Origin of the sequence: Paenibacillus sp. KS-LC4 (assembly GCF_036894955.1) — a bacterium.
In the GTDB taxonomy this organism is placed as follows: domain Bacteria; phylum Bacillota; class Bacilli; order Paenibacillales; family Paenibacillaceae; genus Pristimantibacillus.
In genome coordinates this window covers 4,112,235-4,135,969 of sequence record NZ_CP145905.1, presented here as the reverse complement: position 1 = coordinate 4,135,969, position 23,735 = coordinate 4,112,235, and the positions used below count along the sequence as shown (strand labels likewise).

At 48.4% G+C, this 23,735-nt stretch carries 19 protein-coding genes and 1 pseudogene; 16 read left to right on the top strand and 4 right to left on the bottom strand.

What is annotated here, in order from left to right:
• Positions 1–169 precede the first annotated feature (169 nt).
• From V5J77_RS17450 to catA, 3 genes and pseudogenes are all read left to right on the top strand, one after another.
• Positions 170–2,518 carry a glycosyltransferase family 39 protein gene (locus tag V5J77_RS17450; protein WP_338552081.1) on the top strand — a complete coding sequence of 783 codons (2,349 nt, stop codon included), beginning with the start codon at positions 170–172 and terminating at the stop codon, positions 2,516–2,518.
• 110 nt (positions 2,519–2,628) lie between these two features.
• A complete protein-coding gene (locus tag V5J77_RS17445; RefSeq protein ID WP_338552080.1) occupies positions 2,629–3,039 on the top strand; it encodes a transposase in 411 nt (136 codons plus the stop codon).
• A gap of 94 nt (positions 3,040–3,133) precedes the next feature.
• A pseudogene (catA, locus tag V5J77_RS17440) lies at positions 3,134–3,788 on the top strand (type A chloramphenicol O-acetyltransferase); the annotation flags it as partial.
• A gap of 35 nt (positions 3,789–3,823) precedes the next feature.
• Here the strand turns inward: catA and V5J77_RS17435 are convergent.
• Positions 3,824–4,687, bottom strand: coding sequence for a VOC family protein (locus V5J77_RS17435; protein WP_338552079.1), 864 nt, complete (start codon positions 4,685–4,687; stop codon positions 3,824–3,826).
• Positions 4,688–4,966: 279 nt separating this feature from the next.
• Between V5J77_RS17435 and V5J77_RS17430 the strand changes: the two genes are divergently transcribed.
• Positions 4,967–5,131: a hypothetical protein gene (locus tag V5J77_RS17430; protein ID WP_338552078.1), complete on the top strand. Its 165-nt coding sequence runs from the start codon at positions 4,967–4,969 to the stop codon at positions 5,129–5,131.
• Between the two features lie 176 nt (positions 5,132–5,307).
• Here the strand turns inward: V5J77_RS17430 and V5J77_RS17425 are convergent, their stop codons facing one another.
• A complete protein-coding gene (locus V5J77_RS17425) occupies positions 5,308–6,084 on the bottom strand; it encodes a Cof-type HAD-IIB family hydrolase (RefSeq protein ID WP_338552077.1) in 777 nt (258 codons plus the stop codon).
• Positions 6,085–6,320: 236 nt separating this feature from the next.
• Here V5J77_RS17425 and V5J77_RS17420 point away from each other — a divergent pair, with 236 nt between their 5' ends.
• Entirely contained in the window at positions 6,321–7,250 is a 930-nt protein-coding gene (locus V5J77_RS17420; protein WP_338552076.1) for a manganese-dependent inorganic pyrophosphatase, read from the top strand.
• 184 nt (positions 7,251–7,434) lie between these two features.
• On the opposite strand, the gene V5J77_RS17415 is transcribed toward V5J77_RS17420, so the two are convergent.
• A complete protein-coding gene (locus tag V5J77_RS17415; RefSeq protein WP_338552075.1) occupies positions 7,435–7,917 on the bottom strand; it encodes a C40 family peptidase in 483 nt (160 codons plus the stop codon).
• 1,358 nt (positions 7,918–9,275) lie between these two features.
• Here V5J77_RS17415 and V5J77_RS17410 point away from each other — a divergent pair.
• From V5J77_RS17410 to V5J77_RS17385, 6 genes are all read left to right on the top strand, one after another.
• Complete coding sequence (locus tag V5J77_RS17410; RefSeq protein ID WP_338552074.1) at positions 9,276–9,800, top strand: MarR family winged helix-turn-helix transcriptional regulator; 525 nt, start codon at positions 9,276–9,278, stop codon at positions 9,798–9,800.
• Complete coding sequence (locus V5J77_RS17405; protein WP_338552073.1) at positions 9,794–11,521, top strand: ABC transporter ATP-binding protein; 1,728 nt, start codon at positions 9,794–9,796, stop codon at positions 11,519–11,521. The genes V5J77_RS17410 and V5J77_RS17405 overlap by 7 nt, the downstream gene beginning before the upstream one ends.
• Complete coding sequence (locus V5J77_RS17400) at positions 11,518–13,401, top strand: ABC transporter ATP-binding protein (protein WP_338552072.1); 1,884 nt, start codon at positions 11,518–11,520, stop codon at positions 13,399–13,401. Before V5J77_RS17405 ends, V5J77_RS17400 begins: the two co-directional genes overlap by 4 nt.
• A gap of 252 nt (positions 13,402–13,653) precedes the next feature.
• Entirely contained in the window at positions 13,654–15,144 is a 1,491-nt protein-coding gene (locus V5J77_RS17395) for an alpha-N-arabinofuranosidase (RefSeq protein WP_338552071.1), read from the top strand.
• 36 nt (positions 15,145–15,180) lie between these two features.
• On the top strand, positions 15,181–15,477 hold the full coding sequence (locus tag V5J77_RS17390) for a hypothetical protein (RefSeq protein ID WP_338552070.1): 297 nt from the start codon (positions 15,181–15,183) through the stop codon (positions 15,475–15,477).
• A gap of 60 nt (positions 15,478–15,537) precedes the next feature.
• Positions 15,538–16,467: a glycosyl hydrolase gene (locus V5J77_RS17385; protein WP_338552069.1), complete on the top strand. Its 930-nt coding sequence runs from the start codon at positions 15,538–15,540 to the stop codon at positions 16,465–16,467.
• 182 nt (positions 16,468–16,649) lie between these two features.
• Here V5J77_RS17385 and V5J77_RS17380 read toward each other — a convergent pair whose 3' ends face one another.
• Positions 16,650–18,704 carry a beta-galactosidase gene (locus tag V5J77_RS17380; protein ID WP_338552068.1) on the bottom strand — a complete coding sequence of 685 codons (2,055 nt, stop codon included), beginning with the start codon at positions 18,702–18,704 and terminating at the stop codon, positions 16,650–16,652.
• A gap of 150 nt (positions 18,705–18,854) precedes the next feature.
• Between V5J77_RS17380 and V5J77_RS17375 the strand changes: the two genes are divergently transcribed.
• From V5J77_RS17375 to V5J77_RS17355, 5 genes are all read left to right on the top strand, one after another.
• Entirely contained in the window at positions 18,855–19,694 is an 840-nt protein-coding gene (locus tag V5J77_RS17375; RefSeq protein WP_338552067.1) for an AraC family transcriptional regulator, read from the top strand.
• A 122-nt stretch (positions 19,695–19,816) separates the two neighbouring features.
• The gene (locus tag V5J77_RS17370; RefSeq protein ID WP_338552066.1) at positions 19,817–20,062 is read left to right on the top strand and encodes a GerAB/ArcD/ProY family transporter; all 246 of its coding nucleotides are present in this window, start codon (positions 19,817–19,819) and stop codon (positions 20,060–20,062) included.
• Positions 20,063–20,088: 26 nt separating this feature from the next.
• Positions 20,089–20,925: a GerAB/ArcD/ProY family transporter gene (locus tag V5J77_RS17365; protein ID WP_338552065.1), complete on the top strand. Its 837-nt coding sequence runs from the start codon at positions 20,089–20,091 to the stop codon at positions 20,923–20,925.
• A 96-nt stretch (positions 20,926–21,021) separates the two neighbouring features.
• The gene (locus V5J77_RS17360) at positions 21,022–22,125 is read left to right on the top strand and encodes an endospore germination permease (RefSeq protein ID WP_338552064.1); all 1,104 of its coding nucleotides are present in this window, start codon (positions 21,022–21,024) and stop codon (positions 22,123–22,125) included.
• A gap of 102 nt (positions 22,126–22,227) precedes the next feature.
• Positions 22,228–23,727, top strand: a complete 1,500-nt coding sequence (locus tag V5J77_RS17355) for a spore germination protein (RefSeq protein ID WP_338552063.1) — start codon at positions 22,228–22,230, stop codon at positions 23,725–23,727.
• The last annotated feature ends 8 nt before the right edge of the window (positions 23,728–23,735 follow it).

Genomic DNA, 23,735 nt, shown 5'->3' with positions numbered 1-23,735 from the left:
GCTCCACTGACGGTGGCTGTTGAGTCTTCTTTGCTTGATTTTTATTGTGCTTCTTCGATCGCTTCTATTTTTAAGCTTTTTTTCAGCTTTGCTTCATTCGGGTTTCAGGGAAAAGGCGCACAATCTCACGTAGTGAAGCAAGAAACGAAAGTGAAAGGTTGGCTGAACGATGGCAACAATAAAAAAACAGCGGTTTGATGCAATATTAATGTTAGTTATCCTCGTTTCGGCATTTTTGAATGGATTTTTAATTTGGACAGATGATCATGTCAATACGTATTACACGACTACGGTCGCCAGCATGCTGCAAAGCTTCCACAATTTTTTCTTTGCAACGGTCGATTCGGGCGGCTTCGTAACCGTTGATAAGCCGCCGGTAACGTTCTGGATACAGACGGCTTTTGCCTACGTGCTGGGCCTGCATGGCTGGAGCGTTATTTTGCCTCAAGCGTTAGCCGGTGTGGGCTCGACGCTTTTGCTATATGCGCTGCTCAAGCCGTCCTTTGGGCTTGCAGCGGCGCGCATTGGAGCTGCGGCGATGGCAACGATGCCGGTTGCGGTTGCAGTGAGCCGGACGAATAATATTGACAGCATGCTCGTGTTTACGCTGTTGCTTGCGGTATGGCTGTTATTCCGAGGAATGAAGCAGGGCAAGGCGCTTTGGTTGATAGGCGCTTTTGCCGTCATAGGCGTAGGCTTTAATATGAAAATGATGGAGGCCTACATGGTGCTTCCGGCGTTTTATTTATTTGCTTTAATGGCGTGGAAGGGCAAGTGGCTTAAAAAAATAAGCCTGCTGGCAGGGGCGACCGCTATTATGCTTGTTGTTTCCTTGTCCTGGGCGGTGACAGTTGATTCTATATCGACTGATAATCGCCCCTACGTAGGTAGCAGCCAGACAAACTCCGTGCTGGAGCTGGCATTTGGATATAACGGGCTGTCAAGGCTGACCGGAAATCGCGGAGGAGGTACTGGCTCGATGATGGAGCCACAGCAGCTTCCGGCGTTTGGAAACACTGCCTTTGCTCAGACGAATGTGCTCAACAGCTGGTTCAGCGGGGATATACCGGGCGGTAACCGCAGCATTGCAGCTGTAGAGCGGGATAGACAGGGAATGGCGGATCATGCTGGCAGCCGCCGCGAAGGAAACAGTCAGGGCGCGGACAGCAATAAAGGCGGTGGAGCCGAAGGAGTTGCTGGAGCGGGAGGCTTTAACGGTGAAGCTCGCGGAAGTATGGACGGCATCGGTATTCGCGGCGGCTTTGGGGGCGGTGGGTCAGGCGGCATGTTTGGAACAGGCTCGGCGGGACCGCTTCGATTGTTTCAAGCGGAGCTGTCGGGCCAAGCGAGCTGGTTTCTGCCTTTTGTATTTATCGCTTGCGTGGGCATGCTGGCGAGTATTCGCAGACGCAATAGGACGATGAAGCATATGGAAACATTGTTTTGGCTGACGTGGCTATTGCCAGTTATGGCGTTTTTCAGCGTCGCCGGCTTTTTCCATCCCTATTATTTAATTATGATGGGGCCTCCAATTGCCGCGCTGCTTGGATCAGGCTGGAGTGAGCTATGGGGCCACTATCGCAGCAGAGCAGGCTGGCTAGGCTGGCTGCTGCCACTCGGAATGGCCGCAACAGCTGGGTTTGAATGGTATATTATGCAGCCATTCGACGCGATCATTGGCAGCGGGTGGTCGCTTGCCGTGCTAGTTGGCGGATTGGCAGCAAGCCTGCTGCTTATTGCAGGGCGGCTAAAGAAGCAGAAGCAAGCGAGGTCACTAATCCAAATGAGCAGTGAAGCCATAGAAGGATATGAAGCAGGTGCGGAGAAAGGCACAGTTACTGAGCTGAATGGCGACCAGCTGCCGTATGAGCCGTTCGGATATTTGACAGCGAGCGCTCGTGTTCAAAATAGAGAACAAGACAATAGCATCCGCAAAATCTGGCAGCGGCCAGCCTTGAATCTTATTGCGCTGCTCGGGCTGCTTATTCTTTTCATTGGTCCAGCCTACTGGGCGACGACACCTATCGTTTACGGACAGAGCAGCCAGCTGCCAGAGGCAGGGCCTGATCAGACGAATGCTTCTTCCCGCGATGAGCCGCTAAATGAAGAAGCGCTTGCTTTTTTGAAGTCGCATCATACAGGCGAGAAGTATTTGTTTGCGACGAACAGCTACTCGGTCGCAGCACCGTATATTATCAATTCTGGTGAAAATATAATTATACTCGGCGGTTATTCTGGCTCCGATCCCGTCCTGTCTGTAGACCGGATGAAGGCGCTCGTGGCCGCTGGCGAGCTGAAATATTTCCTTGTTTCACAAGGGGGCCGCGGAGGCGGCAATCAAAATGAGCTGACGAGGTGGATTACTTTGCATGGTCAGCAGGTGGCAGCCAGCGAATGGCAAGCGACAAGCGGAAACAGCGATGCCGAGGTCGGCAGCTTCCGAGGCTTTGGCGGAGGAGGCAGTAACATAACTATATATGAGGTGACGCCGCAAGCTGCGTTGCTGAGCGGCAACTAACAAGTGCGTTTTTTCATGGAACTGGATGGAGCAAAGCTTTCAGTAAAAAATGCAGAAAAAGCCGGGGCTGTCCAGAAAGTCAGAGAAAGCGGACTACTGGAAACCCCGTTTTGTTGTTTGTAAAAAATAAACACAAAAAAATCGCCAAATCTTGCAGAATGGCTGGCAGGCATCCGTCTCGCTGCCTTTCTGCAAAAGCACCCGCACAAAAAAGTTGGACGGAAAACCTTACATTTTCCCGCCCAACTTTCTTTTGGGGGCTGACCGCTATTGGTTTTGGGCTGAGACAATCCCTTCTGACGATGCTGAAAGTGATCCGTGAGCTTCAGGAGCAGCTTGCCCATGTAGAACAGGTCATTTATGAAGTGTCCCAAACGACCCCACAGGTGCAATTACTTGAATCCATTCCAGGAGTCAGCACGAAACTAGCCACGGCAATCGTAGCGGAGATCGGGGATGAATCGCAGTTCAGTCCGCACGCAATGAAAGCTGATGAAAAAGAGCTACTTATGATACAATAATGTCGACTCCTTAAAAAGGAATGATTCTAATGAAGAAAGCAGACAAATCAGCCTCCTAAATTCGCTTCAGATATAAATTTAGGAGGCATGCCAAATGAACTTTAACAAAATTGATTTTGAAAATTGGAAAAGAAAAGAGATATTTAATCATTACTTGAACCAAAATACGACTTTTAGCATAACCACAGAAATTAATATTAGCGATCTATATAAAAACATAAAACAAAAAGGATATAAATTTTATCCTGCATTTATTTTCTTAGTGACAAGTGTGATTAACTCAAATACTGTTTTTAGAACTGGTTACAACTGTGAGGGTGATTTAGGTTTTTGGGATAAGCTAGACCCACTTTATACGATTTTTGATAGTCCATCTAAATCATTCTCTTGTATTTGGACTACTGGAAAGAATGATTTCAAAGAGTTTTATAATGATTACCTCTCTGATGTAGCAAACTATAATGGTTCAGGGAAATTGTTTCCCAAAACACCTGTACCTGAAAATGTTTTTTCTATTTCTATTATTCCATGGACTTCGTTTACTGGATTCAACTTAAATATAAATAATAATAGTAATTATCTTCTACCTATTATTACAGCAGGAAAATTCATTATTAAAGGTAATTCAGTTTATTTACCGTTATCCTTACAAGTCCATCACTCTGTTTGTGACGGCTATCATGCAGGATTGTTTATAAACTCTGTTCAGGAATTGGCAAATAGTTCTGATGGTTGGATTTGGTAATATTAGACAGGCTTTTGCTATAGCTGCTTTGCTGGTTTATTATTTTGCTACTGCAAGCTTAATCCGAATGCTGGAAGGATCGGTTGCAAAAATAACGCCATCTGACTCGTCAATAGCTGTTCCCGCCTCACGCAGCCTGTTTATTGCTATATCTCTTTCCGCTTGATTCGGATAGACGATGGTGAAGTAGTCCAGCCCGGTACTGCTCGCGGCAGGTGCAGGAGCGCCGATACCGGCCCAAATGTTAAGCCCGATATGATGGTGATAGCCTCCAACTGAAACGAACAATGCTTTGAAATCGGTGTAGTCGCCTACGATATCAAAGCCAAGAAGTCCATTGTAAAAGGCGCGGGCAGCCGGAATGCTATTAATGTGAAGATGAATATGGCCAATTATTGTGCCAGCTGGCAGCAGCGTGGCGGCAGCCGGATCTGCTGCGGCAAGAAGGCCATCCCAATCAATCGGATTATTGGCCATCATATAATCGCCACTGTCTGCTTTTTTCCACTCTGAGCGTGGTCTGTCCGCATAAATTTCAATGCCATTATTGTCAGGGTCCGTAATATACAGCGCTTCACTGACGAGATGATCGGCTTGGCCGATATGAATGCCAGAGGCAATTAATCTGGCAAGTGCCGCGCCAAGCGTCTCCCGATTGGGCAGCAGCAGGGCATAGTGGTAGAGGCCCGTTGTTGTTCGGCGTTCAGAGATGATGGCATTCGGAATTTCTTCCAGCTCAATGAGCACATTCACGCCATCAGCGGTAAGGCTGGCCGAACTGCCTTGGTGCTCCAGCACCTGCAAGCCGACGACCTGCTGGTAAAATTGCAGCGAACGCTCCAAATTACTAATGTTAAGCTTTACTTTTCCGAGCACCGTACTCGCATTTATGCTGTAGGCCATTATGAATTCCTCCCATGCAAAGTTGATTACTATTTGTAACCAACTATATTTTATGAACCAACTTTTGTCAAGTTTAAGCACTAAATTGAAACCATTTGTCAAATATGACGTATTAATGACTAATTGATGCTCAACTGTAGTTCTTATGTCATATATATGTTAGAGTATTGATAAGGCCTCTTCGACAAAGAGGCCTTTATTACTAAAAGGAGGAAATAAGCATGACAGTACGGCTTAGCTTAGAGCTTCATAAAACGCATACGGGAGGCGAAGTTTATTATGAACCTTAGTGGTGGAGATCAGAGAAGAACACGTTCCAGCAACCCTTTTTTATATTTGTTTTTTAAATGGATTTCTTTAACCTCATCGGCGGTTATTGTGCTGCTGTCCTTGTGGTGGCTCATTCAATTTTTGTTTCAAAGCACCGTAGCAGAAGAGCAATAAGCAGGTATACAGCCGATTCGTTTTGCCAGGCTGACCTGCGTGAGCATGTCTAACATTAGGATAGTAATTGGCTGAACGTAAACGGCGGCTAATTTTATATATGAAAAGAGGTACAGCTAACGGCCCAAACCGTTAGCTGTACCTCTTTATTTTAAAGTAAAATGGCTGCAGCGTTATTATTTCAATAAACCAGCGTGGCGCAAGCCATTACGAATGCCATTTTCACTTACATGGGTCGTGACGTAATCGGCGAAGGGCAGAAGCTCAGGATGGGAGTTGCCCATGGCAATGCCGAGTCCGACCGTTTCAAGCATTTCCTTATCATTCAGTCCGTCACCAAAGGCAAGTGCTTCCGCTGTTGTCAGTCCCAAATGCTTCAGCAGCGCAGCAATGCCGAGCGCCTTGGAGCCGTCATTGGTAAGCACGTCCATTGCGTACGGGTGCCAGCGAATGTAGCGAAGACCTGGGATAACATCGGTATACAGATGCTCGTCCTGAGGCTCGCAGTGCAGGAAAATTTGATAAATATCTGCTTTTTCCCAGTAGCTAGGATCAAAGCCTGGCTGTGCCACACGCAGCGACGTTACGGAGTCGAACACCTGCGGATGCGCCTCAGCATTGGAGAAAAAAGCGTCATGGCCTTCAAAAACGAGCGAGTGATTATGAAGTCCGGCATGCTCAACGAGCGCTTTGACATCGGCACGTGGAATGGGGTTATGGTAAACGGGAACGCCATTGTAAACGACATAAGCCCCGTTCAGGCTGACGAAGGAGTTAATCGCAAGCTTCTCGGCAATATCCTTGAAAAAATAAGGCGCGCGTCCCGTCGCGATGACGGCCTCGATGCCCTGCTCCTGAATTTCACGAATCGCATCAATCGTATCTTGGGGAATTTGTTTCTCTTCATCTAATAATGTGCCATCAATATCAAAAAAAGCAATTTTATAACTCATTTTTTGTAGGTCTCCTGTTCTATCTGGATGATGTAGTGACTTGGAAGCCGAATGTTCTATACCCCTTATACCACTCGTTTCCGCTTTTAAGCAAGCTTATTCGAGATTTGTTCGCAAAAATCTCTGTATGGGCATAGGAGTATACTTCATTATATTATATAATCAAATGTGGGAAAAACTTATTGGGAGATTCGGACAGACGCCATCCCAAATACAAGAACTAAGGAGACAGTGAAATGGCAAAAACATTAATTTTCGGGCATAAAAATCCGGATACGGATACAATCTGTTCTGCGATCGCCTATGCTGATTTGAAGGCTAAGCTAGGCTTGGAGGTTGAAGCCGTTCGTCTAGGTGAAATTAGCGGTGAAACGCAATACGCGCTGACCCATTTCAAGGCGGAAACTCCTCGCCTTGTAGAAACAGTAGCAAATGAAGTGGAGACGGTTATTCTCGTTGACCATAATGAGCGTCAGCAAAGTGCAGCAGATATAGATCAAGTTCGCGTGCTGGAAGTTATTGACCATCATCGTATTGCGAATTTTGAGACAAGCCACCCGCTATACTATCGGGCTGAGCCTGTAGGGTGTACAGCTACGATTTTGAATAAATTGTACAAAGAAAACGGCGTAGCTATTGAGCCGCAAATCGCAGGTCTCATGCTGTCCGCTATCATCTCTGATTCCTTGCTGTTCAAATCGCCAACCTGCACAGAGCAAGATGTAGCGGCTGCTAAAGAGCTTGCTGCTATTGCTGGCGTAGATACGGAGGCTTACGGTCTGGAAATGCTGAAGGCAGGCGCAGACGTACGCGACAAATCAATTGCTCAGCTGCTTTCGCTTGATGCGAAAGAATTCCAAATGGGCAGCAGCAAAGTAGAAATCGCGCAAGTTAACGCGGTTGACACAAGCGATGTATTGGTTCGTCAAGCGGAGCTGGAAACAGCGATTAACGCCATCGTTTCGGAAAAAGGTCTGGACCTGTTCCTGTTTGTCGTAACAGACATTTTGAACAGCGATTCCGTAGCGCTCGCTATCGGCAGCGCAGCAGGCGCAGTTGAGAAAGCCTATAATGTAACATTGGCTGACAATAAAGCCGTTCTGAAGGGCGTAGTATCCCGCAAAGCGCAAATCGTACCGGTATTGACAGAAACGCTTAGCAAATAAGCGTGGTTGCATGGCTGCCGTTCCCTTCCCCAGTCTGGTGCTGGAAGAGGGGAGCGGCATTTTTAATTAGAGAAGCACTCACCGAAAATATAGTGAAAAGCAAAAACGTCCTGAACAATTTGTCGTTCGGGACGTTTTTGCTTCTATAATGGGAGCTTAATGGCCGGTAGCTGAAAGCTCCAGCCTATTTCAATACGCGGCGAGCTGTCACGTAGCGATTGTGCCAGTAGGACTCTCCAAGGCTGCTGATCGTTACGCCCGTGCTGGTAGCGCTGTGCAAAATCTTATTGTCTCCAGCATAAATAGCTACATGGCTAATGCCTCTGCCGCTGGTGTTAAAGAAGACGAGATCGCCAACGCTAAGATTTTCCTTTGTTACTTTGGCTCCAATGGAAGCTTGGGAGGAGGAGCTGCGCGGCAGCGACACGCCCATGGCTTCGAATATGTATTGAGTAAAGGAAGAGCAGTCAAACGCGTATGTTACGCCTGCTGGGGCTCCATATTTATAGGGGGTTCCAATAAACTCCTTGCCGGAGTCAATTAATTGAAGGGAAGTTTCAGTTGCGGCATGTGCCTGGTTGCCGGAAGCGAAGGTGAAGGCAGTCAAACCAATACTTGCGCATAAGCTCAATTTGATGACGGAGCGAAAGAAGTTTCTCTTAATCATTATGGTGTGATTCCTTTCAGTGTATGATTCGTTTTTGGCAAGGTGAAGCGGCTGTAGCCGTTCTTTGGCGGCGTAACACGTTTCAGTCCGATAAATATAAGCCCATTTAAAAAACGTTAAACTTATCATTTCTTATATTACTAAAAACACTATACCACACCGAAAAATGAGCCTTTTCTCATGATGAGAGCACAAATGGAGGGGAATTCGTGTTGTTTGGTGTTTATGAGAAGTTAATGAGAATTTATTCATTTATGTTTGAAATGTAAATGGGGGTGAAAGGGGGCGCTGCGCTGCGTGAAGGGGCAGGGGCTCGATCGCCATTAGCACCCCGACTCCTATGGATCAATTTCCATCCTATAGGTCGAAATCAGGGCGCTAAAAGCGAACGCTCCGCTTCTCACTCCCCACCCCACCCCTTCACTCCACTCCGCTTCCCCACCCACACTTGAAATTCAAAACCCTAAATCGAATGGCAAAGATGAGAAGAGCGAAATGCGAAAAGCGAAAAGCGAAAAGCGAAGAGCCAAGAGTGAATAGCAAGAGCCAAAAGCCAAAAGCCAAGAGCCAAGAGCCAAGAGCCAAGAGCCAAGAGCCAAGAGCAAGTGACATTTACTAGGACATATGCGCAAATGTAAAAGTGGCGGATTTTGGAGTAGGTGCGGGACAACGTCAAACTTAAACTCACCCTTGGAAATGTCGCACCTGCTGAATGTGAACTAAACTCCAAAGCTAGCCGCGTATTGTCCTTGTTAGATGCTTACTTGAAAACAATCGACTTGATGGACACAGAAGCAGCTATATTAATAAAAATACGGGTTATAGCACATGCTGCGGACTCAGGAGTCGCTAATGCACTCCAAATACCCGTTTTGATGGGGTTTTTATAGCGATAACAGATCGCGTGTCCTCATAGAGCCTGAAATCGGATTATAGGCCGGAATAGCGGAATCACAGTCCTTCAATCACGGAGTGAATGTCCGAGGCTACGCGGCTCAGAAAAAATGCGGAATGCCGTTCATCAGCCATAATTCTTCAGAGGAGTTAATCCCCAATTAATATTGTGCAATAGACATAGTTGTAGTATTGAACGTAGCAGAAACAGAAGCACAAGCACAAGCAGAAGCAGAAGCAGAAGCACAAGTACAAGCACAAGCAGTAGCAGAGACCGCAGCGTGAGAAGGCTCTCCAATACTATGGCCTTGGAAGTGGGTTATTGACAGGTGTTTGATTAGCGTTTTATAATTAGGTTGCCTATTATTTTAGTTATAAGATAATTAAAGGAAAAATAATTAACAGGAAAATAATTGGTAGCCTACATGAAAGACAACGAGACAGCAATGAAAGGAGGACTCTCATTGGAACGTAACCAGATGGGCACAAGCACAGAAAGCAAGGCAACGGAGCATAGCGAGCAAATTACGAATGAATTGATTCGTGTGTTTCGCAGCTTTCATCGGCTCAATTGGCGGCAGAAGCCTAATCCAGACGGCAAGTTTAGCGAGATGCAGGTGCTGATGTGCATCAAGCGGGGAGCTATGAAGACGCAGGATAAGCCGGGGATGAAAATTTCGGTCATCAGCCGTTTGCTGCGTGTCACCTCTCCCACCGTCACCCAATTGGTCAACGGCATGGAAGCCAGTGGACTCGTGCAGAGAAACGCTGATCCTGATGATCGGCGTGCCGTTCGCATCTCGCTGACAGCGGAAGGGGAACGCATCGCGGATAAGGTTATTGCCGATTTTATGAATCGAATGGCAGGACTGGCGCAATACTTGGGAGAGCAGGATTCTCTTGAGCTAATTCGGATTTTAACTAAATCTTTTGAATATTTTGATGAGCTTAATGAGTCTGATCGAACGGGGGATGAGCAGCAATGTTAAGGTTATTCCGTTTTTTAAAGCCGTTTCGCTGGCTGATAGCCGGGGTGCTAGTGCTTGTTTTTATTCAGTCGCTGTCTGACTTATATCTCCCCACGCTAATGGCGGACATCGTCGATAATGGAGTAGCTAAGGGAGACACTCCGCTTATTTGGAAAATCGGTTCCTTTATGCTGCTCATAGCGGCGGTAGGGGGCATCAGCTCCATCGGCGCCAGCTATTTTTCGGCAAAAGCTTCAGCGAGCTTTGGGCGTCTCGTGCGGGAGAAGGTATTTGGGCATGTGCAAAACTTCTCACTTCAGGAGTTTGACAAAATCGGAACGGCCTCGCTCATTACGCGGACGACGAATGATATTACGCAAGTACAGCAAGTATTAATGATGATTTTGCGCATGATGGTAATGGCGCCGATGATGTGCATCGGGGGTATTATTATGGCCGTTTCGAAGGATGCGAAGCTGTCGCTTGTGCTGGTTGTAGCGCTGCCTGTGCTTGCTGGTGCGATTTTGATCGTCGTACGCAAAGGGATTCCATTGTTTAAATTGATGCAGGTTCGGATCGATAAGCTGAACTTGGTGCTGCGCGAAGGACTGACAGGCATTCGGGTTATTCGCTCATTTGATCGGACCCATTATGAAAATAAGAAATTTGATGCGGCCAACAGCGATCTGACCGAAACTGCGATTAAAGTGAACAAAATTATGGCCGTGATGATGCCGCTTATGATGCTCGTCATGAATTTATCTACAGTGGCGATTATTGCCATCGGCGGGCTGCGCATCGAGAATGGTGATATGGAAGTCGGCTCATTAATGGCTTTTATTCAATATGCGATGCAAATTATGTTTTCGCTTCTGATGTTATCCATGATGCTCGTTATGGTTCCCCGTGCGTCGGCATCGGCGGTTCGTATTAATGAAGTGCTGGACATGGTGCCTGATATTACAGACAGCGCCAGCGTTAAGAACACAGGCTCGCGTAAGGGCTTTATTGAGTTTCGTGATGTGACGTTCAGCTATCCTGGAGCCGAGCAGCCTGCTTTAGCGCATATATCGTTCAAGGCGGCGCCTGGCGAGGTGACAGCTATTATTGGGGGAACAGGATCAGGAAAGTCAACGCTCGTTAATTTAATCCCGCGTTTTTACGATACGGCGGGAGGCAGCATCATAATTGATGATGTGGATATAAGAGAGCTTTCTCAGGAAGCACTCCGTGAAAAAATCGGCTTTGTTCCGCAAAAAGCCGTATTGTTCACAGGCACGATCGCCGAAAATATCCGCTATGGCAAAGAAAATGCGACCGATGAGGAAATGGAGCACGCAGCAGAGGTGGCGCAGGCGGCAGAGTTTATCGGCACGATGAAGGATGGATATGCAGCAAGCGTATCGCAGGGCGGCAACAATCTTTCCGGTGGACAAAAGCAGCGGCTGTCCATTGCCCGCGCGCTTGTGCGCCAGCCGGAAATTTATGTGTTCGACGACAGCTTCTCGGCGCTAGACTTTAAGACGGATGCGAAGCTGCGTGCCGCCTTGCGCAAGGAAACGGTGGATTCGACGGTGCTGCTCGTTGCCCAGCGGGTAAGTACAGTGCTTGATGCCGATCGTATTATCGTGCTTGATGAAGGGCAGCTAGCTGGAATTGGGACGCATCAGGAGCTTATGGAGTCTTGCGATGTGTACCGGGAAATTGTATATTCACAGCTTTCGGAGGAGGAAATCGCATGAGTGAGCAAAAGCAGAATTCCCCGCAAAGGCCGAAGGGCATCGGCATGGGTCCGCCCGGAATGGGCATGATGATGCCTCCTCAGAAGGCGAAGGATTTTAAGGGTACCTTGAAAAGGCTGGCAGCCTACTTGAAGCCGCATCGCACGAAGCTTGCGCTTGTGCTGCTGACCGCGATTTTAAGCACCGTATTCAGCATTGTCAGCCCGAAAATGATGGGGCATGCGACAACGAAGCTATATGAGGGTGTAGTGGGAATAGCACAAGGCGTGCCAGGTGCACATATTGATTTTGATGCCATTAACACGATTCTGCTGACGCTAGTCGTGCTGTATTTGATTAGTGCCGCATTTGGCTTTATTCAGCAGTATTTAATGGCTGGCGTTGCCCAGAAAACCGTCTACGACCTGCGCAAGGATGTAAATAATAAATTTGCGCGCTTGCCGCTGAAGTTTTTCGATTCGCGCTCCAACGGCGAGGTGCTGAGCCGGGTCGTCAACGATGTGGACAATATTAGCAATACGCTTCAGCAAAGCTTGACGCAGCTCATCACGTCATTCATTACCCTTGTTGGCGTTATCGTGATGATGCTAACGATAAGTCCGCTTCTAACGCTGATCGTGTTCTTGACGATTCCAGCTAGCCTTCTTGCAACGAAGGCGATCGCCAAGCGTTCGCAGAAATATTTTGCCGGTCAGCAGGCCGAGCTCGGACGCTTGAACGGACATGTCGAGGAAATGTACACGGGCCACAAAATCGTCAAAGCATTCGGCCACGAGCGCAAATCGCTGGATGAATTTAATGAAATGAATGAAAAGCTGTATGATTCCGGCTGGCGCGCACAATTTGTGTCGGGCATCATTATGCCGATTATGAGCTTCATTAGTAATATTGGCTATGTGCTTGTATGCGTCATCGGTGGTTTGCTGGTTACGAGAAATGCAATAAAAATCGGTGATATTTTGGCATTTATCCAATACACAAGACAGTTCACAATGCCGATTACGCAGCTTGCCAACATCGCGAATATTATTCAATCTACGATTGCCTCCGCTGAGCGGGTATTCGAGCTGCTTGATGAAGAGGATGAGGTGCCGGAGGCGAAAAATGCTAAAGCCATTAGCAAACCGGCCGGCGCCGTTCGCTTCGAGCAGGTAGATTTCGGCTACAAAACGGATGAGCCGCTCATTAGCGGGATGAATATTGATGTTAAGCCAGGCCAGACCGTCGCCATAGTCGGGCCGACTGGCGCGGGCAAGACGACGATGATTAACTTGCTCATGCGCTTCTATGAGTTGAATGGCGGGCGTATTACAATCGACGGCGAGGACATTGCAGCGTTACAGCGCAAAAGTCTACGCCGCATGTTCGGCATGGTGCTTCAGGATACATGGCTCTTTAATGGCAGCATTCGCGACAATATCGCTTATGGGCGTGAGGATGCTACGGAGGAAGAGGTTTACCAAGCGGCAAGGGCAGCGCATGCGGATCATTTCATTCGAACATTGCCAGAGGGCTACGATACGATTCTGAATGAGGAAGCCTCGAACATTTCACAAGGGCAGAAGCAGCTGTTGACTATTGCCCGGGCAATTTTAGCAGATCCGTCCATTCTGATCCTCGATGAAGCGACAAGCAGCGTCGATACGCGTACGGAAATTATTATTCAGCGGGCGATGGGCGAGCTGATGAATAATCGCACCAGCTTTGTCATTGCCCACCGCCTGTCGACGATTCGTGGAGCTGATCTGATCTTGGTCATGAACAACGGCTCTATTATCGAGCAGGGCAAACATGAGGAGCTGCTGGAGCAGGGCGGATTTTATGCCGATCTGTATAACAGCCAGTTCACAGGCAAGCGCATAACGAGCGAAGTTGTATAAGGCTTGAACTAGAAAGCTTCTCCATCCAAGCGAGGATGGAGAAGCTTTTTTTGGTGTCACGATACAGTTCGGATGGACGGTTAGACGACAGATTTAAATGTATAGCGAGCGTTTACGAAAGCGTTTACGTTTATTGGATTTATTTTTCAAAAGAGGGTTGATAATTGTGGTTGGATTGTTTATGATGAAGCTAAATTAATGATATCAATAAATGATTTATATTTATGTTAATCCAATTAGGAGGCTATAACGATGAGCAATCAAATTACAATTAACGCAGACATTACTAAAGGTACGATTAACCGTAACATTTATGGACATTTCTCCGAGCATTTGGGACGCTGTATTTATGAAGGCTTCTGGGTTGGCGAGGATTCGGTTATTCCAAACACGAAAGGCATTCGCAACGATGTTGTGGAAGCGCTCAAAAAATTGAATATTCCGGTGCTGCGCTGGCCGGGCGGCTGTTTTGCCGATGAATATCATTGGAAGGACGGCATTGGCCCAAGCGAAGAGCGCAAGCGCATGATCAATACACACTGGGGCGGCGTAGTTGAAAATAACCATTTTGGCACACATGAGTTTTTGCTGCTTTGCGAGCAGCTTGGCTGCGAGCCTTATATTTCCGGCAATGTAGGTAGCGGAACGGTGCAGGAGATGTCCGAGTGGGTTGAATATATAACCTTCGACGGCGTATCGCCGATGGCGGAGCTGCGTGAGAAAAACGGCCGCGAGAAGCCGTGGAAGCTGAAATATTTTGGCGTTGGCAATGAAAACTGGGGCTGCGGCGGCAATATGCGTCCGGAATATTATGCGGATTTGTATCGCCGTTACCAGACGTACGTTCGCAATTATGGCGATAATGAAATTTACCGCATTGCCTGTGGCCCGAACGTCGACGATTACAAGTGGATGGAAGTGCTGATGCGGGAGGCTGCGGACAAAATGGATGGCATCAGCCTCCACTACTACACTGTTCCGAAGGAATGGCAGGACAAGGGAGCAGCTACCGGCTTCCCTGAGGAAGAGTGGGCTATCACGCTTAGAAAAGCGCTGTGGATGGAGCAGCTTATTACGAAGCATACGGCAATTATGGATCAATATGATCCTGAGAAGCGCGTTGGCTTGATCGTCGATGAGTGGGGCACATGGTTTAATACAGAGCCGGGCACAAACCCAGGCTTCCTGTACCAGCAAAACTCCATTCGCGATGCGCTCGTAGCTGGTCTTACGCTGCATATTTTCCACGATCATTGCGACCGTGTACAAATGGCAAACATTGCGCAAATCGTTAATGTGCTGCAATCGGTTATTATGACCGAAGGGGAAAAGATGCTGCTGACGCCAACCTATCATATTTTTGATATGTTTAAGGTGCATCAGGATGCCGAATTGCTGGATACGCATACGACCAGCGCCCGTTACGAGCATGGTGACGAGTCGCTGCCGCAAATTTCTGTATCGGCTTCGAAAGCGGCAGATGGCAAAATCCATGTCAGCTTGTGCAATCTGGATCATAGTGCCGAAGCGGATGTGTCCATTGCGCTGCGCGGCTTGACACAAGGCTTGAAAACAATAACGGGTACAGTGCTGTCGGGCGCGGCCATTGACTCGCATAATACATTTGAGCAGCCAAATGCAGTAGAGCCAGCCGCTTTTACAAGCTTTACTTGGGATGGCGCACAGGTATCCGCTAAGCTTCCAGCCATGTCGGTTACGGTGCTTGAGCTGATCGAGCAATAATAAGGTGAGGCTTAGAATGAAAAGGAGGCGGACGGCATGAAGTCAGGCATGGACAGGAATGCGAGAGGCTGCAAAGGCTGTGATGACAGCTATACCGTCACAGAAGCGCAAATCCAGCGGATTTTGGCTGCGCCAATGTTTCAGTCGTCCGAACGCTGCGTGGACGATGAGGTGTACGCAGCGCGCCTTCGGGAATGCGGCAGCTGTCCGAAGCTCATGAGCGGGACAACCTGCATGGTTTGTGGGTGTATTGTGCGAATCTCTGCTAAATATAAGGAAAAAAGCTGTCCGAATCCAAATGATGTCAGATGGCGCTCTGTTGCAAGTCATTAACGATTGACAGCAGCTGTTTATTTTAACATGATGGCAGAGCTTGCCGGGAGGAAGAAGCAGATGAAGGCGCCATTATTCAGAGATCCAATTTTTGACGGAGCGGCGGATCCGGTCGTCATTTATAATCGTGAGATGCAGGAATGGTGGATTATTTATACAAATCGCCGTGCTACGGTGGAAGGTCCAGGCTTTGCATGGGTGCATGGCACCGATTTAGGCGTCGCATCTTCCGCAGATGGCGGCCGCAGCTGGAATTATCGGGGAACGCTTACGGGGCTGGATATAGAATGGGGACGAAATACATTTTGGGCGCCGGAAATCATTTGGCATAATGGACTTTACCATATGTACGTCAGCTATATTCAAGGTGTGCCCGATGATTGGGCGGGCCATAAACGGGAGATTTTTCATTATACAAGCACGAATTTGCTCGACTGGACGTTCATTTCCAATGTGCGTCTTAGCTTGGACCGCGTCATTGATGCCTGCATCTACGAGCTGCCGAATGGTGGGTTTCGAATGTGGTATAAGGATGAGGCGCTCGGCTCGTTCACTTACGCTGCCGACAGCAGCGACTTGTATAGCTGGAAGGTGGTTGGTCCCGTCATTACGGAGCGGGGGCATGAGGGGCCGAATGTATTTTGGCTGCAAGGCTCGTATTGGATGATCGTTGACGAATGGCGGGGTCAGGGCGTCTTCCGTTCCGATGATTTGGAGAGCTGGGAGCGCAACAACCTGATATTGGATAAGCCCGGTCAGCGTGAGGATGATGGAACCATTGGCTTGCATGCCGATGTCGTTGTCCAGGGCGAGCAGGCGTATATTTTCTATTTCACCCACCCGGACAGACGCGGTAATTGGGAAGTGCCTGGTCAGGTGCCGGGTTATCTCACGCGGCGCAGCTCCCTTCAAGTAGCCAAGCTTGAGGTGCAGGATGGCAAGCTGGTCTGTGACCGAGATGCAGAGTTTGAACTGGTGCTGGACGCATGAGGCGCAAGGCATAGGATGGGATGTACAAGAAAGAAACGTTCGAAAATGGCTGCGCCACAGCCTGCACCTTAGGCTATGCAAAATAACAGAACCCCGAATCCTCCACAGCTGACGAGGCGGATTCGGGGTTCTGTTTGCTTTAGGTTATATTTTTTGGACGCAGCAGTCTAGCCTAAGGTCATTTAAGTCAATATTAGCACGCCATAAGGCTCCAGCACGACTGAGCCTTGAAGCGTATCGCCGCTAATCAGGTCGATGCGCGGCTCGCCGAGAGTAAGCTCGGCAGCTTCTTCCGCATAATTGAGGAGGAAGTGGAGCGGCCCAGCCTCGCCCTCGCGAATAGTCAGCTCCACCTGCTCTGGCAGGGAAAGCCAATTGGCAACAGGCGATGACAAGCCGAGCAGGCCAATCATATGACGAGCCGCTGCCTCATTGAATACAGCCCCGTAATACCAGGCTGAGCCTGCTCCCACGGCATTGCGGGTAACAGCGGGCTTGCCTGCATAATAATCGGAGGCATATTCCCCCATGATTTCGACGGTATCGCTTTCGACCGCGAGTACATCATTGAACAGATCCGCCGTAGTCGCTTCACCACCCCCGTGCTTCCACTCGATTGTTGCTGGTTTGCGCGTACCTTTAATTTGTGTAAACTCCTCGACGGAAATACCGACAAGAGCCGCTGCGGCGCCAGGGAATGGGCGCATGTAGCAGTGACCGCGCTCATCCTTGTAGCCCGTGCGGCAGCCGAATATTATTGTGCCGCCGCTTTCGGCATATTGCTCCAGCAAAGCAGCTGTTTCATCCCTCATAATAGCCGGATGCGGATAGATGAGCACGCGGTAGCGCTGCAGGTCAGCAAGCGTTGTGCCGCTTCGCATGTAAAGAACATCACTTGGAATATGCTGATGCTGCAGCGCCTTGAACCATTCCTTGCTGCTTCTCCAGGAAAAAGGGCCGTGCCAAATATCATATTCGCCGTCCCACTCATTGTCATAATCGCGTACGAGGGCAACCTCTGCCCGGTTGCGCGTACCGACAAAATGCGGACCGGCCTTGGCAAGCTCAGCACCGATTTGCGCTGCTTCACGAAGACGGCGGTTCGGTCCATTATGGTAATCGTTCAGGCCATGCCAGTAGATTTCATTGCCGAAGGCTGCCGTACGCCAGCGGAAATAAACGACCATATCTGCGCCATGGGCAATGGATTGGTAAGTCCACAGGCGCATTTGCCCCGGCTTCGGCGAAGGCATATCCATGCGGTTCACCCAGCCGCCTGGTCCAGCCTGCTGCTCCATAATGCAGAAATTCGGTGAAATGGAGCGGATGGTAGACAGAGTCAGGCTCCAGCCGCGATCGAGCAGCGGTTTTTCCTCATTATTGTCAAAGTTAATGGTGGAAAACTGCGGGTAGGAATCGTAGCTGAAAAAGTCCAGCAGCTCGTCGGTCATCCGGTGGCTGTCCAGATGACCGAACAAGCCATTCGTCGTTACCCAATGCTTAGGTGCTGCCTCACGCAGTATGTTGGCCTGCACCTTGGCGTAAGAAATGGTACTGTCAGAAATAAAACGCTTCTCATCCAGCGCCTGATGCGGATTCGGCTGTCTGGGCACCGCAGTCGGGCGCGGAAGAAACACTTGCTCCCAGGCGGAATACGTCTGATTCCAAAAGACAGCGCCCCAAGCCTCATTCAGCTTGCCCAGCGTAACGTATTTGCGCTGCAGCCATTCACGAAAAGCCAAATGATCGGCCTCCGAATAGTATTCAGAAATTTCACAATTGAATTCATTATCGATTTGCCAGCCGACAACTGCCGGATGATCGGAGTAATGCTCCGCCATTTGACGAGCAATGCGGGCGCTCAGCTCCTGATATATGGGACTGTTATAGTTAGTGTGGCGGCGCATTCCATGCTGAAGCGTCACCCCCTCATAGGTTACGTTGAGCACCTCGGGATATTTGAACGTCAGCCATGCAGGCGGCGTTGCTGTTGGGGTGCCAATGATGACCTTCAGACCATGCTTATGAGCTAGGTCAATGACTTTATCGAACAGCTCGAATTGGAATACGCCTTCCTCAGGCTCGAACACCGACCAGGCAAATTCGGCTACCCGAATAATCGAGAGCCCCATTTCTTTCATGCGGCGAAGATCATCATCCCATAGCTCCTCCGGCCATTGCTCAGGGTAATAGCAGACGCCAAGGGCAAACTCATTTATTGGGTTTACGTGTGTCATTAGGGTTGTACCTCCATACAAATAATAATAAATTGCTATCTATCGGCTATTTTATTATTGTAGAATCAGTATTTCGACGCGTATATACTATTATGTTGTGATCTATATGAAAATATTGCGATCTTTATCCGCAAGGAAAGGAGCTATTGGATGCGTACCTACTATCAATTGCCCGAGCCAGCTGCTTCGCATTATGTCTGTTATCCGGATGCAGTAGGCCGCTATAATGATTTTCCCCAGCATCACGAGCAACGGGCGGCAGGGGTTATAGCTGCCTATAATTTGCATGTGATCTGCTCTGGAAGCGGCTATGTTAGGAAGGAGGGCCAGCGTATTGCTCTGAAAGCAGGAGAAGGCTTTTTGTATCCGCGAGGAGCGTTCCAGCATTATGGAACGGATCCCGAGCAGCCATGGGATGTGCGCTGGATTCATTTTGTGGTGCCGATGGAGCTTTTGCTGCTGCGGGCAGCAGATGCTTCCAGCGTGTGGCTGTTTGCAATCTCGGAAGCATCGCTTGCGCGTTTTATCGAGATTACAGAGGAGATGTACGAGCTATGCGGCAGTTTCGAGACGCGGCATGAGCCGCGGATGTCAGCCCTTCTATATGAGCTGCTGGCAGAGCTTGCCCATAATTCGGAGCGCCTGGAGCATGATGCACTGCCGCTCATTACTAAAAATGCGATCCGCGAAGCGGCAGATCTTATTCGCGGCTCGAGTGAACAAGCATGGACGCTGCCGGAGATGGCAGCGCTGAGCGGCTACAGTCCGTATTATTTTTTGCGGCTATTTCGGCAGGTAATGGGGCGTACGCCCCAGCAATATTTGACCAGCTGCCGTATTGCTGCCGCCAAAAGCCTGCTAGTTGCGACCCGGCTGCCAGTCAGCGAAATCGCCAGCCGAACGGGGTTTTCGCAATCTAGCTATTTCATTCGCGTCTTTCGCAAAGCGGAGAACGCCTCTCCGAAAGCGTACCGTGAAATGTATAGCTAGACTCCTGAGCAGAGCCTGCCAGCTCGGCTTCCTCCGTGCATGCTGGATAATTATTCATCCCTGTGGACAAAATGGATAACGACAGCAATCTAACATTTTAAGCACAAAGCGGGTGAAGCAGCATGCAGCAGGGACAGGCATCAATAAGCGCAAGGCAGCTGGCTATCCTCGTTATTTATTTTATTATGGGCGATATGCAGTTGTTTTTACCCTCGCTTACGGCTGTATACGCAGATGAAGCTTCGTGGATATCAGGACTGGCTGGCCTGCCAATTGGGCTCGGCATAGCTTGGTTTATATATGGCTTAAGTAAACAATTTCCTAATATGACACTCATGAAATCAATAATCAGGCTTTCGGCAGACTAGCCGGGAGTCTTGTTTCGCTGCTGTTTTTGGCTTTTATGTTCCATTCTTCGATTATGCAAATTCGGGAAATCAGTGATTTTGTTACCATACAAATATTGATTGAGACGCCAATCATTATCCTTTGCCTCTTGTTGATTTTTCCATTAGCGCTTGCGATACACGGGGGGATTCGCGCGGTCGGGCGTGCGGGAGAAACGATATTTCCCGTATTTGTGATCCTATTTGTATTGTTATTGGTGCTGATTTTACCTAGTCTGTCATTGACTAATCTTCTGCCGATCTGGGGTGCGGGCGCTACTGGTATTATAAAGGGCTCCATCTTTTTTGTAGGCTTCCCCTTTTGTGAGCTGTTCGCTTTTCTGATGATTTTTCCGAATGTTGTTCGAAGCAAGCACCGTGCCCGTGACTACATGCTGGGGGTATTAATAGGCGGTTTGGCGGTCTGGATGGTGGTATTGCTGTGCATGCTCATGCTAGGTTCTTACATAACCCAGCATTCCTTATATGCCCCTTACATCATGGCGAAAAAAATCAATATCGGCAACTTCATTCAGCGGCTAGAGGCGATTTTTGCTATCAGCTTCATCATCACCTCTTATTTTCGCAGCTTGATCTACGGCTACGCCTTTGTTCTCGGTGTCGCTCAGCTTTTCAAGCTTCGAGATTTTCGAATTTTAACGATCCCCTTCGCTTTTATGGCGTTTGGTTACTCCTATGTGGTTTCGCCGGGAATTGTGTTTTTTAATTGGCTTGTCATACCTTGTGTGCTCTGGATATTGACCTATTCACCGGGGCTGCTGCTGCTTGGATGGGGCCTTGCTAAACTACGCGGCAGGCTGCCGAAGAAGGAGATGGCCGATTAGTGGGTAGCTGCTCTTATTCCAATTATGGATAATTCAGCATCTTGCTGGACAAAATGGATTACGGTTATATTTCACATGCGAAGCGGGTGATAGGAAGTGCAGCGGCAACGACAAACGATTAGCGTGAGACAGCTAGCCATCCTCGTTATATTTTTCGCTATCGGCGATATGCAGCTATATTTGCCTCCATTAACAGCTGCTTATGCAAAACATTCAGCCTGGATGTCGGGGGTTATCGGTATTCCGTTTGGGGTTGGAGCGGCTTGGTTTTTATTCAGCATCAGCAAACGTTTCCCAGGGAAAACGTTAATTGAAATCAATAATCAGGCCTTTGGAAAAATAGCAGGTGGGCTGCTCTCCTTCGTGTTTCTCATGATGATGTTTAATACGTCGATTACCCAGGTTCGGGAAATTGCCGATTTTGTATCGACGCAAATGATGACGGAGACGCCGCAGATCGTCATATGCTTGCTGATGGTTTTGCCAATTACGCTTGCGATACGAGGTGGAATTACGACGATTGCAAGGCTGGGTGAGGTGATCTTCCCGTTCTTTTTTGCGATGTTCATTTTACTTGTCATTTTGCTTATTCCGAAAATAGATTTAACCCAGATGCTGCCAATCGAGGTAACGGGATTCCCGGGTATCATGAAGGGGGCGCTTTTTTTTATCGCATTCCCCTTCTGCGAGATGTTTGCCTTTCTCATGTTTTTTGATCGCGTGGAGGAAAGCGAGCACGCTGCCCGAGACTATTTGCTGGCTGCCTTTGTCGCAGGAATAGCGATTTGGGTCACCATCGTGCTGTGTATTTGTGTTCTGGGGGTATTCGCTACGGAGCATACCATATATTCGCCCTACGTGATGGCGAAAAAAATCAATATCGGCGACTTTGTGCAGCGTCTGGAAGCGGTGCTGGCGGTTGACTATATCATTTCCACATATTTTCGATGTATTATTTACGGCTACGCTTTTATTCGAGGTCTGCAGCAGCTTTTTAAGCTGCAAGATCATCGGTTTTTGATGCGACCCTTTGGATTTCTAATCGTGGGTTATGCTTATTTTTTGGCGCCAGGCATCGTTTCTTTTGTTCATTTTGATGTGGTATGGCTGTTTTGGGTTTTTAGTTACTCACCGGGTTTACTGCTGCTTAGTTATATAGCTGCCCGGTTGAAAGCGGGCTGGAAGAAAGGAGAGGGCTAGCATGATGGAGTGGAAGCAGATCAATTGAAAAAATATTACATACCGGGAAGTCCAATTGGACAATATATACAATTATGTGCACCTTAGAGAGGTGGTTTGTTGATGAACGCTTCTGTAGATAAGCGACTGGGCCTTAAATTAATGAGCAATCTCTCGTTTATTAGGGCCAGCCTTGGCAACAGCCAGGACCTCGTGATTAAAGAAATGAACAATGACAATGGTCTGCAGGCGGCGCTTGTTTATATGGATGGCTTAACGGATTCTACAATTATTAATCATTTGATACTGGATTATTTTATGGCTGAGGAGCAAACAGCGAGCCACAAGAGCGGAAATAGGCTGTTATATTTGAAAAATGCGGTGCTGGCAGTCGGTGAAACCGTTACGATCAATGAATGGGAGCCGCTGTTTTATCAACTGCTGTCTGGTTGGGCCATTCTGTTATTGGCTGATAGCTCTGAAGCAATCTGTATAGCAGCCGAGGGGTGGAAGGATCGCAATGTCAGCGAGCCTACCTCTCAGGTTGTCGTTCGGGGCCCAATGGAAGCCTTTACTGAAAATATTGGTACCAATAGAGCGCTCATCCGGCGCAAGATCAAGGACCCGCAGCTGTGGACAGAAGGCATGGACATTGGCAAGATTACGAAAACGTCTATATCAATAATGTATCTGCGCAATGTAGCGGATGAGAATATCGTGCAGGAAGTGAGAAAGCGGCTTGGTGAAATAAATATTGACGGTATTTTGGAGAGCGGCTATATTGAGGAGCTCATTCAGGATACGGCGTGGACTCCCTTTGCTACGATCTACAATACGGAGCGGCCAGATACAATTGCTGCTGGTCTGCTTGAAGGTCGAGTTGCGATTTTGGTAGATGGTACGCCCTTTGTGCTGCTGGTGCCAGCGCTGTTTATTCAATTTTTCCAATCGGCGGAAGATTATTATCAGCGGGCGGACATCAGCACCTTGCTGAGAATGCTACGGTTTGTTGCTTTTATGATCACGCTGCTTGCTCCCTCGCTTTATATTGCGATAACGACCTTTCATCAAGAGATGCTTCCAACAAGCCTGCTTATTAATTTGGCGGCTCAACGTGAGGGCGTGCCGTTTCCGGCCTTTATTGAAGCGCTTGCGATGGAGCTCACCTTCGAAATATTACGGGAAGCTGGCGTGCGAATGCCAAAAACCGTTGGACAAGCCGTTTCAATCGTCGGAACACTCGTGATTGGGCAGGCTGCTGTGGATGCGGGCATCGTCTCGGCAGCGATGGTTATTATCGTGTCCATTACGGCGATATCAAGCTTTGTCATTCCAGCTACGAGCATGTCCATATCGGTACGGATGATTCGATTCCTCTTAATGGGGCTTGCTGCATCCTTTGGATTGTTTGGCATTTTGCTCGGCTATATTTTGCTCGTCCTGCATTTGAATGGCCTGCAATCGTTCGGCATTCCCTATATGCAGTCGTTCTCCCCATTCGTATGGAGCAATCAGAAGGATACGCTGTTCCGGCTGCCTTGGCCGAAAATGCGCACTCGCGCGGTGGCAACGGCAGAGAAAAATATAGTTCGGCAAGGACCGCGTAACAAAACGAAAATTTAGGAGGATAA